Annotated in this window: 9 protein-coding genes and 1 pseudogene; all 10 read left to right on the forward strand. The window is 62.7% G+C overall.

What is annotated here, in order from left to right:
- Positions 1–34: 34 nt before the first annotated feature.
- The gene (locus EDE09_RS19980) at positions 35–670 is read left to right on the forward strand and encodes a TetR/AcrR family transcriptional regulator (RefSeq protein WP_105374241.1); all 636 of its coding nucleotides are present in this window, start codon (positions 35–37) and stop codon (positions 668–670) included.
- On the forward strand, positions 667–1632 hold the full coding sequence (locus EDE09_RS19985) for an HlyD family efflux transporter periplasmic adaptor subunit (RefSeq protein WP_132412587.1): 966 nt from the start codon (positions 667–669) through the stop codon (positions 1630–1632). Before EDE09_RS19980 ends, EDE09_RS19985 begins: the two co-directional genes overlap by 4 nt.
- Entirely contained in the window at positions 1629–2570 is a 942-nt protein-coding gene (locus EDE09_RS19990; protein ID WP_105374168.1) for an ABC transporter ATP-binding protein, read from the forward strand. Before EDE09_RS19985 ends, EDE09_RS19990 begins: the two co-directional genes overlap by 4 nt.
- Positions 2567–3724 carry an ABC transporter permease gene (locus EDE09_RS19995; protein ID WP_105374169.1) on the forward strand — a complete coding sequence of 386 codons (1158 nt, stop codon included), beginning with the start codon at positions 2567–2569 and terminating at the stop codon, positions 3722–3724. The genes EDE09_RS19990 and EDE09_RS19995 overlap by 4 nt, the downstream gene beginning before the upstream one ends.
- Before the next feature lie 148 nt (positions 3725–3872).
- Positions 3873–7211, forward strand: coding sequence for a transglutaminase family protein (locus tag EDE09_RS20000; RefSeq protein WP_105374170.1), 3339 nt, complete (start codon positions 3873–3875; stop codon positions 7209–7211).
- Between the two features lie 71 nt (positions 7212–7282).
- Positions 7283–9631 (forward strand): annotated as a pseudogene (locus EDE09_RS20005) (circularly permuted type 2 ATP-grasp protein); the annotation flags it as partial.
- An 18-nt stretch (positions 9632–9649) separates the two neighbouring features.
- Positions 9650–10531, forward strand: coding sequence for a transglutaminase family protein (locus EDE09_RS20010; RefSeq protein WP_105374172.1), 882 nt, complete (start codon positions 9650–9652; stop codon positions 10529–10531).
- Positions 10532–10692: 161 nt separating this feature from the next.
- A complete protein-coding gene (locus tag EDE09_RS20015; RefSeq protein ID WP_281033677.1) occupies positions 10693–11952 on the forward strand; it encodes a VWA domain-containing protein in 1260 nt (419 codons plus the stop codon).
- Positions 11953–12146: 194 nt separating this feature from the next.
- A complete protein-coding gene (locus EDE09_RS20020; protein ID WP_105374174.1) occupies positions 12147–14609 on the forward strand; it encodes a glycogen/starch/alpha-glucan phosphorylase in 2463 nt (820 codons plus the stop codon).
- Positions 14609–16819 carry a 1,4-alpha-glucan branching protein GlgB gene (gene glgB, locus EDE09_RS20025; protein WP_105374175.1) on the forward strand — a complete coding sequence of 737 codons (2211 nt, stop codon included), beginning with the start codon at positions 14609–14611 and terminating at the stop codon, positions 16817–16819. The genes EDE09_RS20020 and glgB overlap by 1 nt, the downstream gene beginning before the upstream one ends.
- Positions 16820–16821: the final 2 nt, after the last annotated feature.

A 16821-nucleotide genomic window follows, 5' to 3' on the forward strand; every position in this document is an offset into this window, starting at 1 on the left:
AATGACCGACCAGTCAGTCATATTTGGAATCGCGATGGCCGAGAAACGAAGAGAGAAGCGGGATCCGCAGCAGCGCCGGGCCGAAATCCTTGCGTCCGCCTTTGCCTGTTTTGCCGAGCGGGGCTTTGCCGCCACCCGGATGGAGGATGTCGCAGCCCGCGCCGGCATCGCCAAGGGCACCGTCTACCTGCATTTTCCGGACAAGGACGCGCTGTTTACCGAACTGGTGTCCGGTGTCGCCTCGCCCATCCTCGGCCAGATGGGCGAATTCGTCGCGAACGAAAGCATTACGCCGCGCTTCGCGGTCTCGATGTTCTACGCTCTCTTCAGGCGGGAGGTGCTGGAGACCGATCGCCGGCATCTGCTGCGGCTGATCCTGGCGGAGGGACCGATGTTTCCAGCCGTCGCGGAATTTTATCACCGGGAAATCATCTCCAGGGGGCTCGGCGTGCTGCGCATCCTGCTCGGCCGCGCGGCCGCCCGCGGTGAGCTGCGCAACCCGAAGATCGTCGAGACGCCGCAGCTCGTCATGGCCCCGCCCCTGCTCTCGATCATCTGGACGACGCTTTTCGAACCCTACGAACACCTCGACACACAAAAGCTCTTCGACACGTTTCTCGACACGCTCTTCGTGCCGGCTGAGGACCTCTCGGAAGGAGGCACGCAATGAAGCGGATATTCGTCATCGCACTCTTGGCCGGTATCGCGCTTGCCGCCCTGCCCTTCCTTTTTGCAGAGAAGAGCCCGCGTCCGTATCAGGGCTGGGTTGAGGCTGATACGCTCTTCATCGGCGCGGAAGGCACGGGCCGCCTGGAAAGGGTCGACGTGCAGGAAGGCGGCACCGTCGCTGCAGGCAACCCGCTCTTCAAGCTGGAGACATCGAGCGAAGAGGCGGCCGTCGCCGCGGCCCGTGCAGCGCTTGCACGCGCACAGGCCGAGCTCGACCTTGCCGAAGCGGCCCAGAAGCGGCCGGAAGAGATTGACGTGCTGCGCGCATCCGAGCGCGAGGCGAATGCCAGACTGGAACTCGCCAAACAGGATCTCGACCGGACCCGCGTTCTCGCCGAGCGCGGCACCGCCACACAGGCGAGCCTCGACGCGGCGATCGCGACCGAAGCCGCCAACCGTGCCGCGCTCGACAATGTGCGCAGCCAGATCACGCTCGCCCATCTGCCGGCGCGCGAACAGACGCTCCGCCAGGCAAAGGAATCCATGGCTGCGGCCAAGGCCGAACTCGCCTCGGCGCAAGCAGCGCTTGCCCGCCGCGCCGTCGCCGCGCCCGCCGCCGGCAGCATCGAAACCCTCTATTATCGCCTCGGCGAGGTCGTACCGGTCGGGCGACCGATCGTGGCACTCCTCCCGCCCGAAAACGTCCGCATCCGCTTCTTCGTGCCTGAGACCGAAATTGCAGCGCTGTCCCTCGGCCAGCCGGTCCGTGTCACCTGCGACGCCTGCCGGCCGTCGGATGCGAGGATCAGCTTTATCGCGAAAACTGCCGAATACACGCCGCCGGAGATCTACAGCCTCGAGGAACGAGCAAAACTCGTCTATCGCATCGAGGCAATTCCCGCCGATCCTGCAACGCTGCGTCCCGGCCAGCCGGTCGATGTTGCCGCAGGAGCCCGGCCATGACCGCAACCGCCGAGTCCCCCGAAACCGTCATCGACGTGCATCATCTGACCAAGAGCTTCGGCGGCCGCAAGGTGGTCGACGATGTCTCCATGTCGGTGAGGAAGGGCCGCATCCACGGTTTCCTGGGCCCCAACGGTTCCGGCAAGACGACCACCATCCGCATGCTCTGCGGCCTGTTGACCCCCGACAGCGGCAACGGCACCTGCCTTGGCTTCGACATCCTGACCGAGAGCGACCGCATCCGTCGCCGCGTCGGGTACATGACGCAGAAATTCTCGCTCTATCAGGATCTGTCCATCCGCGAGAACCTGGAATTCGTCGCCCGCGTTTACGGACTTCCCGATGCCCGCGGCAAGGCGAAGGCAGCGATCGAGCGGCTCGGTCTGAAGGGTCGCGAAAAGCAGCTCGCGGGCGAACTCTCCGGCGGCTGGAAGCAGCGCTTGGCGCTCGGCGCCTGCATCCTGCCCGAGCCTGCACTTCTCCTCCTCGACGAACCGACCGCAGGTGTCGACCCGCAGGCGCGCCGCGACTTCTGGAACGAGATCCATGCGCTCGCCGCCGATGGCCTCTCGGTTCTGGTTTCCACCCACTACATGGACGAAGCGGAGCGCTGCCACGAGATTGCCTATATCGCCTACGGCAAGCTGTTGGTCCAGGGGACTGTCGATGAAGTCATCGAAGGCACCGGTCTCGTCACGTGGACCGTCTCCGGCCCCGATGTCCACCACCTCCAGGCCGAACTCCTGCAGCAGCCGGGCATCGACATGATCGCCCCGTTCGGACTGAGCCTGCATGTGGCGGGACATGACGAATCGGCGCTTGAACAGGCGATCGCCCCCTATCGCCAGCGCCCGGGCTTCAAATGGGAAAAGGGCGAGCCGACGCTGGAGGATGCCTTCATCGACCTGATGGGCCGCTCGGAGGACAATTTCCGATGACCGCGCCCCATGACCCGGAACTCAACGGCAATGGAGGTTTCTTCAAGCGCTTCTGGGCGATGACCGTCAAGGAATTCATCCAGATGACCCGCGACCGCGTGACGCTCGCCACCATGATCATGATCCCGGTCATGCAGCTCTTCCTGTTCGGTTTCGCGATCAACACAACCCCGCACGATCTGCCGACCGCCGTTCTGATGCGCGAGAACAGCGATATCGGCCGCTCGATCCTCGCCGCATTGAAGAACACCGATTTCTTCGAGGTCCAGTCCGTCATCACCCGCACCGAGGACATGGATTCGCTGCTGGAATCGGGCCGGGCGCTGTTCGTGGTCGAGATTCCGGAAGGCTTCGAACGGGCGGTAAGGCGCGGCGAGACGCCCGCCCTTCTCGTCGCCGCCGATGCCACCGATCCGGTTGCATCGAGCTCGGCGCTCGGCGCGCTCTCCGGCATCGTTGCGTCGGCCCTCGCCAACGACCGGCAGATCGAGTTTTCGGAACCGTCGAAACCCGCTTTCTCGATCGTGCAGCATCGCCGCTACAACCCTGCGGGTTCGTCGACGCTCAACATCGTCCCCGGCCTGCTCGGCACGATCCTGACGATGACGCTTTTGATCTTCACCGCCCTCTCCGTCACCCGCGAGATGGAGCGCGGCACCATGGAAAACCTGCTCTCCATGCCGATCAGGCCTCTGGAAATCATGTTCGGCAAGATCACGCCCTACGTCCTGATAGGCCTCATCCAGGCCCTCATCATCATTTCGGCGGGCATCCTGGTGTTCCGGGTTCCGATCCTCGGCGACCTGCCGTCACTGGCCGCCGCGACGGCGCTCTTCGTCGTCGCCAACCTGTCGATCGGCTACACCTTCTCGACCCTGGCGACCAACCAGTTGCAGGCGGTTCAGATGGCGATGATGTTCTTCCTGCCGAACATTCTGCTCTCGGGCTTCATGTTCCCCTTCGCCGGCATGCCGGGCTGGGCACAATGGATCGGCGAGGCGCTGCCGCTGACCCATTACATCCGCATCGTCCGCGCGATCATGCTGAAGGGTGCGGATATCGCCACGCTCGCCTATGATACGAGCGTCCTCGCCGGCCTGATGACGTTCGCCATGCTGATTGCCGTCACCCGCTTCCGCCGGACGCTCGACTGACAGATTTTCCTGCGTATTTCCCCGATATGGCCCGAACCAGGATAACCTCCCGAATCCGCCTTGCATTATTTTCGTGCAACGCACAAAATCCTTGCAACGATCATTGATCGGCCATCGAAGGCCGGCAAGGGGCGACCAAAGGGGCAGCATGGCGATCAAGGCGAGTATCTACCACCTCACCCATTACAAATACGACAGGCCTGTCCGCCTTGGGCCTCAGATCATCCGGTTGAAGCCCGCCGCTCATTCCCGAACGAAGGTGTTGAGCCATTCGCTGAAGGTCACCCCATCAAACCACTTCGTGAACCTGCAGCAGGACCCTTACGGCAACTACCTCGCCCGCTATGTCTTTCCCGATCCGGTCACCGAATTGAAGATCGAGGTCGATCTGATCGCCGATATGACGGTCTACAATCCCTTCGACTTTTTCGTGGAGGAGGAAGCCACAAAGTGGCCTTTCGACTATCCGGAAACGCTGGTCGAAGACCTGTCGATCTATATGAAGCCGGAGCCGGCGGAGCCGGCGCTTGTCGACTATCTCAAGACCTTCGACATGTCCCCCGGCCAGCCAACGGTCGATATGGTGGTGGGCATCAACGCCCGCCTGCAGCAGGCGATCGGTTATGTCATCCGCATGGAGCCCGGCGTGCAGACGCCGGAGCAGACGCTGACCTCGGCCATGGGCTCCTGCCGCGACACCAGCTGGCTACTGGTCCAGATCCTTCGCCACCTCGGTCTCGCCGCCCGTTTCGTCTCGGGCTATCTCATCCAACTGACACCCGACCTGAAAGCGCTCGACGGCCCCTCCGGCACTGAAGTCGACTTCACCGATCTGCACGCCTGGTGCGAAGTCTATCTGCCGGGAGCCGGCTGGGTGGGTCTCGACCCGACCTCCGGCCTCTTGACCGGCGAAAGCCATATCCCGCTTGCAGCAACGCCGCACTACCGCAACGCCGCGCCGATCTCCGGCGGTTATTTCGGCGAGGCGGAAACCTCCTTCGACTTCGACATGAAGGTTGCCCGCGTCGCCGAACACCCCCGCATCACCAAGCCGTTCTCCGACGAATCCTGGGAAGCGCTCAACGATCTCGGTGAAGAGGTCGACCGCATCTTGCACGCGCAGGACGTCCGCCTCACCATGGGCGGCGAGCCGACCTTCGTGTCGATCGACGACTTCGAATCCGACGAATGGAATACCGACGCCGTCGGCCCCACCAAGCGCGAGAAGGCCGATATCCTGATCCGCAGGCTGCGCGAGCGTTTCGCGCCGGGCGGTTTCCTGCATTACGGTCAGGGCAAGTGGTATCCCGGCGAGAGCCTGCCACGCTGGACCTTCTCGCTCTACTGGCGCAAGGACGGCAGCCCCATCTGGAGCAATCCCGACCTGGTGGCTGAGGAAGGCCGCGACTACGACATCGGCGATGACGATGCGGAAAAGCTGCTGGCGGGCATTGCCGGTGAGCTTGGCCTGGATCCTGACTATGTGGCCCCGGCCTACGAGGATCCGGCGGAATGGATCATCAAGGAAGGCAGCCTGCCGGAAAACGTTGATCCCTCGAATTCCAAACTCAAGGATCCGGAGGAACGCAACCGCATCGCCCGTGTCTTCGAGCGCGGCCTGACGCGTCCGAGCGGTTATGTCCTGCCCGTCCAGGCCTGGAATGCACAGGCCAGAGGAACGGCAAGCCGCAAACGCTGGATGAGCGAAAAGTGGCGCACCCGCCGCGGCAAGATCTTCCTCGTTCCCGGAGACAGCCCCGTCGGTTATCGTCTGCCGCTCGGCACGCTGCCTTACGTGCCCCCGTCGCAGTTTCCCTATATCCACGAAGCCGATCCCTCCATCCCCCGCCAGCCCCTGCCCGATGCTATCGTGCCGGCGGGCCGCGCCATGCCCGAATCCTCGTTCAAGGCGGATGATCCGGCCAATCTCGGCCGCGTCGAGCAGGTGCTGGGCGAAATCGGCGGCGCCGTGCGCACTGCCATATCCGTCGAACCGCGAGACGGCAGGCTCTGCGTCTTCATGCCGCCGGTGGAGAAGATCGAGGACTATCTCGAACTGATCGCCGCCGCCGAGAACGCCGCTGCCGAACTCGGTCTGCCGGTCCATATCGAGGGTTATGCGCCGCCGCACGACGAACGCATCAATGTCATCCGCGTCGCGCCCGATCCCGGCGTCATCGAGGTCAACATCCATCCGGCCGCAAGCTGGAAGGAAACCGTGTCGATCACTACGGCGATCTACGAGGAGGCCCGCCAGAGCCGGCTCGGCGCCGACAAGTTCATGATCGACGGCCGCCACACCGGCACCGGCGGCGGCAACCATGTGGTGGTCGGCGGCGCCAATCCGAACGACAGTCCATTCCTGCGCCGCCCGGACCTTTTGAAGAGCATCGTGCTGCACTGGCAGCGGCATCCTTCGCTATCCTATCTCTTCTCCGGTCTGTTCATCGGCCCCACCTCGCAGGCGCCACGTATCGACGAAGCCCGCCACGATTCGATGTACGAGCTGGAAATCGCGCTTTCCCAGGTGCCGGCGCCCGGCCAGGGCGTGCCGCCCCTGCCCTGGCTGGTCGACCGCCTCTTCCGCAACCTTCTGACGGATGTCACCGGCAATACCCACCGCTCCGAAATCTGCATCGACAAGCTGTTTTCGCCGGACGGCCCGACCGGCCGCCTCGGCCTCGTTGAGTTCCGCGGCTTCGAAATGCCGCCGAATGCGCGCATGTCGCTCGCCCAGCAGCTTCTCGTCCGCGCGCTGATCGCCCGCTTCTGGAAGAACCCGCTGCAAGGCAGGTTCGTCCGTTGGGGCACGGCACTCGCGGATCGGTTCATGCTGCCGCACTATGTCTGGGCCGATTTCCTGGACGTGCTCGCCGATCTCAGGGAGAACGGCTTCGACCTCCGGCCCGAATGGTTCACCGCACAACTCGAATTCCGCTTCCCCTTCTTCGGCGAGGTGGAATACGAGGGCTCCAAACTGGAGCTTCGTCAGGCGCTCGAACCCTGGCATGTGATGGGCGAACAGGGCGCCATCGGCGGCACCGTCCGGTATGTCGATTCCTCCGTGGAGCGGCTGCAGGTGCGGCTCGAAACCAGCAATCCGTCGCGTTACACGGTCGCCTGCAATGGCCGGGCCGTGCCGTTGAAGGAGACCGGCACGTCCGGCGTCGCAGTTGCCGGCGTACGTTTCAAGGCATGGCAGCCGTCCGCCGGCCTTCATCCGGTGCTGCCGGTTAATACGCCGCTCACCTTCGACATTTATGATACATGGTCCGGCCGATCGATCGGCGGCTGCATCTACCATGTTGCCCATCCGGGCGGTCGCAATTATGAGACCTTCCCAGTCAACGGCAACGAGGCCGAGGCCCGCCGGCTTTCCCGGTTCGAACCGTGGGGGCACACGGCAGGGCGCTATGCGCTTCTTGCCGAAACGCCCTCTCCCGAATTCCCGCTGACGCTCGATCTGCGCCGGCCGCTAGGAGTCTGAAACGCCCGATGTCCAAGGCACCGGCAACCGACCGTGTAACCGAAACGCGGATCCTCAATGATCCGGTTCTCGGCTATGCAGCATTGCCGGGCATCGCAGACGAGATGCTGGACGCCAATGGCCAGATCCGGCCGGTCTGGCGCAACCTGATCTCGCATCTGAGCCGGATGCCGGAAGGCGATCTTCAGGAGCGGTTCGCACGCGCCGACCGGTATCTGCGCGATGCCGGCGTCTTCTACCGGACCTATGGGGCGCAAGGGAGCGGCGAGCGCAACTGGCCGATCAGCCACGTGCCCGTGCTGATCGACGGCAAGGAATGGGAAGCGGTTTCCAAAGGCCTCGTGCAGCGTGCCGATCTTCTGGAAGCGGTGGTCTCCGATATCTACGGCGAAAACCGGCTGGTGCAGGAAGGCATCCTGCCGCCGGCCCTGATCGCCGGCAATTCCGAATTCCTGCGGCCGCTGGTCGGCGTCAAACCGGTCGGCGGCCATTACCTGCATTTCTGTTCCTTCGAGATCGGCCGCGGCCCGGACGGCAACTGGTGGGTGCTTGCAGACCGCACCCAGGCGCCGTCGGGCGCCGGCTTTGCGCTGGAAAACCGCGTCGCCACCACGCGCGCCCTTTCCGACATCTATGGCGAAAGCCACGTGCATCGTCTCGCCTCCTTCTTCGGCGCCTTCCGCGACGCGCTGCAGGCGCACAAGCAATATCCGGAGGACCGGATCGCGGTCCTGACGCCAGGCCCGGCCAATGAGACCTATTTCGAGCACGCCTATATCGCCCGCTACCTCGGCTTCATGCTGCTCGAGGGTGAGGACCTGACGGTGGTGAACAACCGCGTCATGGTGAGGACCGTGGCCGGCCTGAAGCCGATCGGCGTCCTTTGGCGGCGTCTCGATGCTTCCTATGCCGATCCGCTGGAACTCAACCAGAACTCCCATATCGGCACGCCGGGTATGGTCCAGGCGCTGCGCTCGGGCGCGGTCACCTTCGTCAATGCGCTCGGCTCCGGCATCCTCGAAACCCGCGCCCTTCTTGCCTTCATGCCGACCGTCTGTCGTCGTCTGCTCGGCGATGATCTGTTGATGCCGTCGATCGCCACCTGGTGGTGCGGCCAGAAGGCCGAACGCGATCATGTGGCGAAGAACATCGAGAAGATGGTCATCGGCCCCGCCTATTCCCGCCTCCCCTTCTTCGACGACAATGGCCAGTCGGTGCTCGGCTCGTCGCTTCGCCAAACCGCGAAGGCGTCGATCGGCGACTGGCTCTCCTCGGAAGGCGCCAAGCTTGTCGGCCAGGAAGTCGTGACGCTTTCCACGACCCCGGCTTATGTGAACGGCAAGCTTGTCCCGCGGCCGATGTCGTTGCGCGTCTTTGCGGCGCGCACCGAAAACGGCTGGCAGATCATGCCCGGCGGCTTTGCCCGCATCGGTTCAGGCCCCGACGTCGCGGCGATCGCTATGCAGGCGGGCGGCGCGGCGGCCGACGTCTGGATCGTCAGCGACAAGCCCGTGCCCAAGCCGACGCTGCTGCCGCCGGAGGAGAGTTTCACCCGCAACATGCCCGGCAGCCTGCCGAGCCGCGCGGCCGACAATCTCTACTGGCTCGGCCGGTATATCGAGCGGGCGGAAGGGGCTTTGCGCATCCTGCGCGCCTGGCACTTGCGTTACGCCGAATCCGCCGATCCGGGGCAGCCGCTGCTGGCCGATGTGTCGCGTTACCTCAAGGCGATCGACATCGACATGTCGAAGGCCGTGCCGGCCCCGCTCTTGCGCAATATCGACAGCGCGATCTATTCGGCCAGCAACATCCGGGATCGCTTTTCGCCGGACGGCTGGCTGGCCCTGACCGACCTTGCCAAGACCGCCCGCCGCTTCCACGAGGCGGTCCAGCCGGGCGATGACGCCAGCCACGCCACCACCATCCTGCTCCGCAAGCTCGCCGGCTTTGCCGGTCTCGTTCACGAAAACATGTACCGCTTCACCGGCTGGCGGTTCCTGTCGATCGGCCGCCATCTGGAACGTGCGCTGCACATGACCCGGCTGCTCGGCCATATGTCCGGCCCCGAGGCCCCGGATGGCTCGCTCGACATGCTGCTGGAGATCGGCGACAGCGTCATGACCCATCGGCGCCGCTACAACGTCGCCACCGCCCGATTGACGGTCGCCGACCTGCTGGCGCTCGATCCCTTGAACCCGCGCTCGATCCTTTTCCAGCTGAATGAGATCCGCACCGAGGTGGAGCAATTGCCGAATGCCTTCGTCAACGGCCAGATGTCGCCTTTCTACCGCGAGGCGATGCGGCTTCATTCCGGCCTCGCCGTCATGACGCCGGAGGCGATGGACCATGAGGTCTACCGAAAGCTCGAACAGGAGATGGAGAAGCTGTCCGATATTCTCGGCCAGACTTACTTCAGTTAGGGTGCGGGAAGAGTGGCCATGCTCTACGATCTCAACCTCCACATGGGTTACGTCTACGACGTTCCGGCTTCCGGCGCCCGTCATGTGATCCGCGTCCTGCCTTTGTCGCTTCCCGACCGGCAGCGGCTGATTGCCGGCTCCGTGACCGTCGCGCCGAACGCTGACGAGCGGACCACCTTCATCGATTTCTTCGGCCAGCAGGCGACCTCGGTTCTCGTCCGCGCGCCGCATGACCGGCTCGATATCCGCATGCAGGCCCGCGTCATGGTGGAAGCGCCGACGATAACGGCAGACCTCTCGCCGGAACTCGACGAACTCAAGGAGGAGCTCGCGGAACTCTGGTCGGTCGATCCCGCCTCGCCGCATCACCTCGCCGGCCCGAGCCCCCGTCTCGCGGAGGAGCCGCAGATCGCCGCCTATGCCCGCGAGATCGCCAGGCCCGGACAGACCGTGCGCGAAATCGCCTTGGCCCTTTGCGCCCGCATCCACAAGGATTTCACCTACGACCCCGAGGCCACCACCGTCGACACGACCCCGAAGGAGGCCTTCCGTTTGCAGCGCGGCGTCTGCCAGGATTTCGCCCATGTGATGATCGTCGGCCTACGCAGCCTTGGCATCCCGGCCGGTTATGTCTCGGGCTTCCTGCGCACCATTCCGCCGCCCGGCAAGGAGCGCCTCGAAGGAGCGGATGCCATGCATGCCTGGGTCAGGGTATGGTGCGGCGAGACGCTCGGTTATCTGGAGCTGGATCCGACCAACGACATTCCGGCCGGCAGCGACCACATCGTCGTCGCCTATGGCCGTGACTATGCCGACATCGCCCCGGTTGTCGGCGTCCTCAAGGGCTACGGAAATCAGAAAGTCGTCCAGGCGGTCGACGTCGTTCCCTTGAATTCCTGACAATTCCGCCTCGTTATGAGGCTAATTTATTGTAATTGCTAAAATTCTATTAATTCCATTAGGCCTTCCTATACGCGCCTTAACTTAGCATGGCTTCAGTTGTTCAAATGATTTGGACGGGGGTTGGGGCTATGAAAACCTGCACGCATTTTGCGCGGCTGATGAAGGACCGCGCCGGAAATTTCGGAATCATGACAGCCATTGCGATACCGGTCCTCATGGGAGCTGCCGGTGTCGCGATCGATCTGACGCGCGTGATCGAGGAAAAGAACCATCTTCAGGCCGCCGCCGACGCGGCCACGCTCGCCGCGGCGTCCGCCATGTCCGAAGAAGGCACCATGAGCGAGACGGACGCGGAAAAGCTGATGATGGATTTCTACGTCGCCCAGGCCGCGCAGACGATCAACACGTCCGACATGACCGAGGAAGAAAAGGCAGCGGCCCGGGAGGCGCTCAGGCAGAACGCCGAGGCGGCGGCGACGGCCACGATCGCCACGAACACCGCCGCAAGCTACGACATCCGCCTCAAGGCGACCTATGACGTACCGATGAGCGGACTGACCGCCCTTCTCGGCTTCGACAAGATGACGATCAGCGTCGAGAGCCAGTCCGCAAGCGGCCGCGAGGGCAATGCGCTCTCCATGTATCTGGCGCTCGACGAATCCGGCTCGATGGCCTGGGATACGACGACGGTCAATCCCGCGCAGCCGACAAAACTGGTCGCGACAGATCAAAAAGAAAAATATAGCTGCCCCACGAAGTACAACCCTAACAAGATGTGCGAGCGTACGGTCTACAAGGAGGTACCAAACTACCTGACCAAGATGGCATCTCTGAAGGCTGCGGCCGCCGTCATGTTCGGGGAACTGGACAAGGCGGATCCCAACATGGAACTCATCCGCGTTGGCGCCGATTCCTACGACGACAGAACCAAACCCGAACAATCGATCCAGTGGGGCACGTCCTACGTCAAGACCTATGTAAATAACATGCCGGCCGTCCCGGATGGCGGAACCGATGCCAGCGGGGCCATGGCCAATGCATTTGCAGCGCTCAAGGCAGCGAATGGGGCCGAAAAGACTGCGCATACCGGCAAAGGCAATACGAGCTTCGAGCGCTTCATCGTGCTGATGACCGACGGTGAAATGACCGGCAACAGCGGCACTTGGAACTCGACCATCGACGTCAAGGTCCGCGCCCTCTGCGATCAGGCAAAGGCAGACAAGGACCAGGCCGGCAATGCCATCAAGATCTATACGATCGCTTTCATGGCACCCACGAAGGGCAAGGAACTGCTCGAATACTGCTCCAGCGGCAAGGAAGATTATTACTACGAGCCGAACAGCATGACCCAGCTGGTCCAGAGCTTCGGCGAAATCGCCCGCAAGGCCGCAAAGACCGGCACCCGCCTGACCAACTGACCCCGCAAAGTCAGGCCACGGAACGCTCCGCCTCCGGCGGGGCGTTTTTCGTTGTGCTTTTGCCCATCAATTGCGCAAAGATAAAACGACCGTTGCAACTGGGTCATAACGGTGCATAAACTGTCGCCACAACATCGTGCCAGATGGACTGAATCGGACGCTATCCCCCCGCTCCACCAGAAAGTTGGCGACTTATGAATGAAACGTCTTCCACGGCTGAAACCCTTCAGCCGGCTCCCCGCAGCTCCCGCCCCGAAATCATGGCGGAAGAAATTATCGAACGCCTGACCTACCGCATCGGCAAGGATGCGAAGGTTGCCAAGCCGCACGACTGGCTGACCGCGGCGATCCTCGTGGTGCGAGACCGAATCATCGACAAATGGATGGAGTCGACCCGCAAGGTCTACAGGACCGGCGGCAAGCGCGTTTATTACCTCTCGCTCGAATTCCTGATCGGCCGGCTTATGCGCGACGCGGTCAGCAATATGGGTCTGATGAAGGAAATCCGCGATGCTCTGACCTCGCTTGGTGTCGACGTCGACGTGATCGCCGGGCTCGAGCCGGACGCCGCACTCGGCAACGGCGGCCTCGGTCGTCTCGCCGCCTGTTTCATGGAGAGCATGGCGACAGTCGACATCCCCGCCTATGGTTACGGCATCCGCTACGTTCACGGCCTCTTTCGCCAGCAGATGGCCGACGGCTGGCAGGTGGAATTGCCGGAAACCTGGCTCGCCCACGGCAACCCCTGGGAATTCGAGCGCCGCGAAAGTTCCTACGAGATTGGCTACGGCGGTAGCGTGGAGACGGTCGGCGGTTACGAGGAAACGCCCCGTTATGTCTGGAAACCGGCCGAACGCGTCATCGCCATGGCCTACGACACGCCGATCGTCGGCTGGCGCGGCAAACGCGTCAATACGCTGCGTCTCTGGTCGGCACAGCCGATCGATCCGATCCTGCTCGATGCCTTCAACGCCGGCGACCATATCGGCGCACTGCGCGAGAGCAACAAGGCCGAAAGCCTGACCCGCGTCCTCTATCCGGCCGACGCAAATCCTGCCGGGCAGGAACTGCGCCTGCGCCAAGAGTTCTTTTTCTCCTCGGCCTCGCTGCAGGACATCCTGCGCCGCCACCTGCAGCAATATCCGGACTTCACCAACCTTCATGAAAAGGTGGCGATCCAGCTCAACGACACCCATCCGGCCGTCTCGATCGCCGAACTGATGCGCCTGCTGACGGACATCCATGGGCTCGATTTCGAACAGGCCTGGGACATCACCCGCCAGACCTTCTCCTACACAAACCACACGCTGCTGCCGGAAGCGCTCGAAAGCTGGCCGGTGCCGCTGTTTGAGCGCCTGCTGCCGCGCCATATGCAGATCGTTTATGCGGTCAACGCATTGATCCTGATCGAGGCACGCAAGCACAAGAGCTTCTCCGATACCCAGATCCGCTCGATCTCACTGATCGACGAAGCCGGCGAGCGCCGCGTGCGCATGGGCAACCTCGCCTTTGTCGGATCGCATTCGGTCAACGGCGTCTCGGCGCTCCATACCGATCTGATGAAGGTCACGGTCTTTGCCGATCTTCACACGCTCTACCCGACCCGCATCAACAACAAGACCAACGGCATTACGCCGCGACGCTGGCTGATGCAGTGCAACCCTGCTCTCGTCTCCCTCGTTCAGGAGGCGATCGGCGACAAGTTCCTGGACGACACGGAGGCATTGACGGCGCTCGACGCCTTTGCCGACAACGCGGCCTTCCAGGAGAAGTTCGCGGCCGTCAAGCGGGCGAACAAGGTGCAGCTGGCAAACCTCGTCGGCAGCCGCATGGGCATCCGCCTCGATCCCTCGGCCATGTTCGACATCCAGATCAAGCGAATCCATGAATACAAGCGCCAGCTGCTCAATATCATCGAAGCCGTGGCGCTCTACGATCAGATCCGCTCGCATCCGGAACTCGACTGGGTTCCGCGGGTGAAGCTTTTTGCCGGCAAGGCGGCGCCGAGCTATCACAATGCGAAACTGATCATCAAGCTCGCCAACGACGTGGCGCGCGTCATCAACAACGACCCGGCCGTGCGCGGTCTGCTCAAGGTCGTCTTCGTGCCGAACTACAACGTCTCGCTGGCCGAGATCATGGTTCCGGCGGCAGACCTTTCCGAGCAGATTTCCACCGCCGGCATGGAAGCCTCCGGCACAGGCAACATGAAGTTCGCGCTGAACGGGGCGCTGACGATCGGCACGCTCGACGGCGCCAATGTCGAGATGCGTGATCATGTCGGGGATGACAACATCGTCATTTTCGGCCTGAAGGCCGACGAGGTGGCGAAGGTACGCGCCGACGGCCACAATCCACGCGCCATCATCGAAAAGTCCCGCGAGCTTTCCCAGGCGCTGAACGCGATCGCCACTGGCGTCTTCTCGCCGGACGACCGGTCCCGCTTCAGCGAGCTGATCGACGGCATCTACAATCACGACTGGTTCATGGTCGCTGCCGATTTCGACGCCTATGCCGAAGCGCAGCGGCACGTTGACCAAATCTGGACCGACCCTAAATCCTGGTATTCAAAAACAATTCGCAATACCGCCCGCATGGGATGGTTCTCCTCTGACAGAACTATTCGCCAGTACGCGTCGGAAATCTGGAGAGCCTGATGAAGAAACCGCCGCGCGTCACCGATGACGGAAGAGCCCCAGGCGAAATTCCGTTATCCGAGATCGAGGCGATTTTGGAAGGCAGGCATACCAATCCCTTCGCCGTCCTCGGGCTCCACAAGCTCGGGGACGCGTTCCGGGCCCGCTGTTTCATTCCCGGTGCCGAGGCGGTCACTGCGCTCACGCTCAGCGGGACAGAACTCGGAGAACTCACCCGCCGCCACGATGCGGGTTATTTCGAAGGCCTCGTCAGCGCCTCGCACCTGCAGCCCGTCCGCTACCGCGCCCGACGCGGCGACGATGAATGGGCGGTGACCGATCCCTACTCGTTCGGCCCGGTCCTCGGCCCCATGGACGACTATTTCGTCCGGGAAGGTTCGCATCTTCGCCTCTTTGACAAGATGGGCGCCCACCCCGTGAAGCATGAGGGTGTGGAAGGGTTCCATTTCGCCGTCTGGGCGCCGAACGCCAAGCGCGTCTCGGTGGTCGGCGACTTCAACAATTGGGACGGCCGCCGCCACGTGATGCGGCTGCGGGTCGATACCGGGATCTGGGAAATCTTCGCGCCGGATGTCCGGGCAGGTTCCGCCTATAAGTTCGAGATCGTCGGCAAGAACGGCAAGGTCCTGCCGCTGAAGGCCGACCCCTATGCCCGGCGCGCCGAAATGCGTCCCAAGAACGCTTCCGTCACCGCGTCGGAACTGGAACAGAAATGGGAAGACAACGCCCATCGTCAGTTCTGGGAAAAGGCCGATCACCGCCGCCAGCCGATCACAATCTACGAGGTGCATGCCGGCTCGTGGCGCCAGAAGCCTGACGGCTCCTTCCTCACCTGGGACGAGCTCGCCTCGGAGCTGATCCCCTATTGCACCGACATGGGCTTCACCCATATCGAGTTTCTGCCGATCACCGAACATCCCTTCGATCCTTCCTGGGGTTACCAGACGACCGGCCTCTTTGCGCCAACCGCCCGTTTCGGCGAGCCGGAGGGTTTTGCCCGTTTCGTCAACGGCTGCCACAAGGTCGGCATCGGCGTCATCCTCGACTGGGTGCCGGCGCATTTCCCGACCGACGAGCACGGCCTGCGCGAGTTCGACGGCACGGCGCTCTACGAGCATGAAGATCCGCGCCAGGGTTTTCACCCGGACTGGAACACGGCGATCTACAATTTCGGCCGCATCGAGGTGCTTTCCTATCTCGTCAACAACGCGCTCTACTGGGCTGAAAAATTCCATCTCGACGGACTGCGTGTCGATGCGGTCGCCTCGATGCTCTACCTCGACTATTCGCGCAAGGAAGGCGAATGGGTGCCGAACGAGTACGGGGGGCGCGAAAACCTGGAATCGGTGCGCTTCCTCCAGAAGATGAATTCGCTCTCCTACGGCGCCCATCCCAATGTCATGACTATCGCCGAAGAGAGCACCTCCTGGCCAAAAGTCTCCCATCCTGTCCACGAAGGCGGCCTGGGGTTCGGCTTCAAGTGGAACATGGGCTTCATGCACGACACGCTGAGCTACCTGAAGCGTGAGCCCATCCACCGCAAGCATCACCACAACGAGATCACCTTCGGCCTTGTTTATGCCTTTGCCGAAAACTTCGTGCTGCCGCTCTCCCATGACGAAGTGGTGCACGGAAAGGGCTCGCTGATTGCCAAGATGGCCGGCGACGACTGGCAGAAGTTTGCCAACCTGCGCGCCTATTACGGTTTCATGTGGGGGTATCCCGGCAAGAAGCTGCTCTTTATGGGCCAGGAATTCGCCCAATGGGGCGAATGGAGCGAGGCCAAATCCCTCGACTGGAACCTGCTTCAGTATCATCCGCATGAAGGCGTGCGCCGTCTCGTGCGCGACCTGAACTTCTGTTACCGCTCCAAGCCCGCGCTGCATGCCCGCGACTGCGAAGGCGAAGGTTTCAGCTGGCTGGTCGTCGACGACGCGGAAAATTCGGTCTTTGCCTGGCTACGCATGGCGCCGGGAGAAAAGCCGGTGGCGGTGATCAGCAATTTCACCCCTGTCTATCGTGAAAATTATCGCCTCCCCTTGCCAAACGAAGGCAGATGGCGGGAAATCCTCAATACCGACGCCGAAATCTACGGGGGCAGCGGCAAGGGCAATGGCGGGCGCGTTCAGGCGGTGAACGCGGGAGGATCCGTCAGCGCCGAGGTCACGTTGCCGCCGCTCGCGACGATCATGCTGGAATTTGAACAATAGGG

The organism is Neorhizobium sp. S3-V5DH (assembly GCF_004343065.1).
Taxonomy (GTDB): domain Bacteria; phylum Pseudomonadota; class Alphaproteobacteria; order Rhizobiales; family Rhizobiaceae; genus Neorhizobium; species Neorhizobium huautlense.

Bases quoted from the DNA above. Each gene is read 5' to 3' on its own strand.
- EDE09_RS19980 (WP_105374241.1), top strand. From the start codon at position 35: ATGGCCGAGAAACGAAGAGAGAAGCGGGATCCGCAGCAGCGCCGGGCC.
- EDE09_RS20020 (WP_105374174.1), top strand. From the start codon at position 12,147: ATGAATGAAACGTCTTCCACGGCTGAAACCCTTCAGCCGGCTCCCCGC.
- EDE09_RS20010 (WP_105374172.1), top strand. From the start codon at position 9,650: ATGCTCTACGATCTCAACCTCCACATGGGTTACGTCTACGACGTTCCG.
- EDE09_RS19990 (WP_105374168.1), top strand. From the start codon at position 1,629: ATGACCGCAACCGCCGAGTCCCCCGAAACCGTCATCGACGTGCATCAT.
- EDE09_RS19985 (WP_132412587.1), top strand. From the start codon at position 667: ATGAAGCGGATATTCGTCATCGCACTCTTGGCCGGTATCGCGCTTGCC.
- EDE09_RS20015 (WP_281033677.1), top strand. From the start codon at position 10,693: ATGAAGGACCGCGCCGGAAATTTCGGAATCATGACAGCCATTGCGATA.
- EDE09_RS19995 (WP_105374169.1), top strand. From the start codon at position 2,567: ATGACCGCGCCCCATGACCCGGAACTCAACGGCAATGGAGGTTTCTTC.
- EDE09_RS20000 (WP_105374170.1), top strand. From the start codon at position 3,873: ATGGCGATCAAGGCGAGTATCTACCACCTCACCCATTACAAATACGAC.
- glgB (WP_105374175.1), top strand. From the start codon at position 14,609: ATGAAGAAACCGCCGCGCGTCACCGATGACGGAAGAGCCCCAGGCGAA.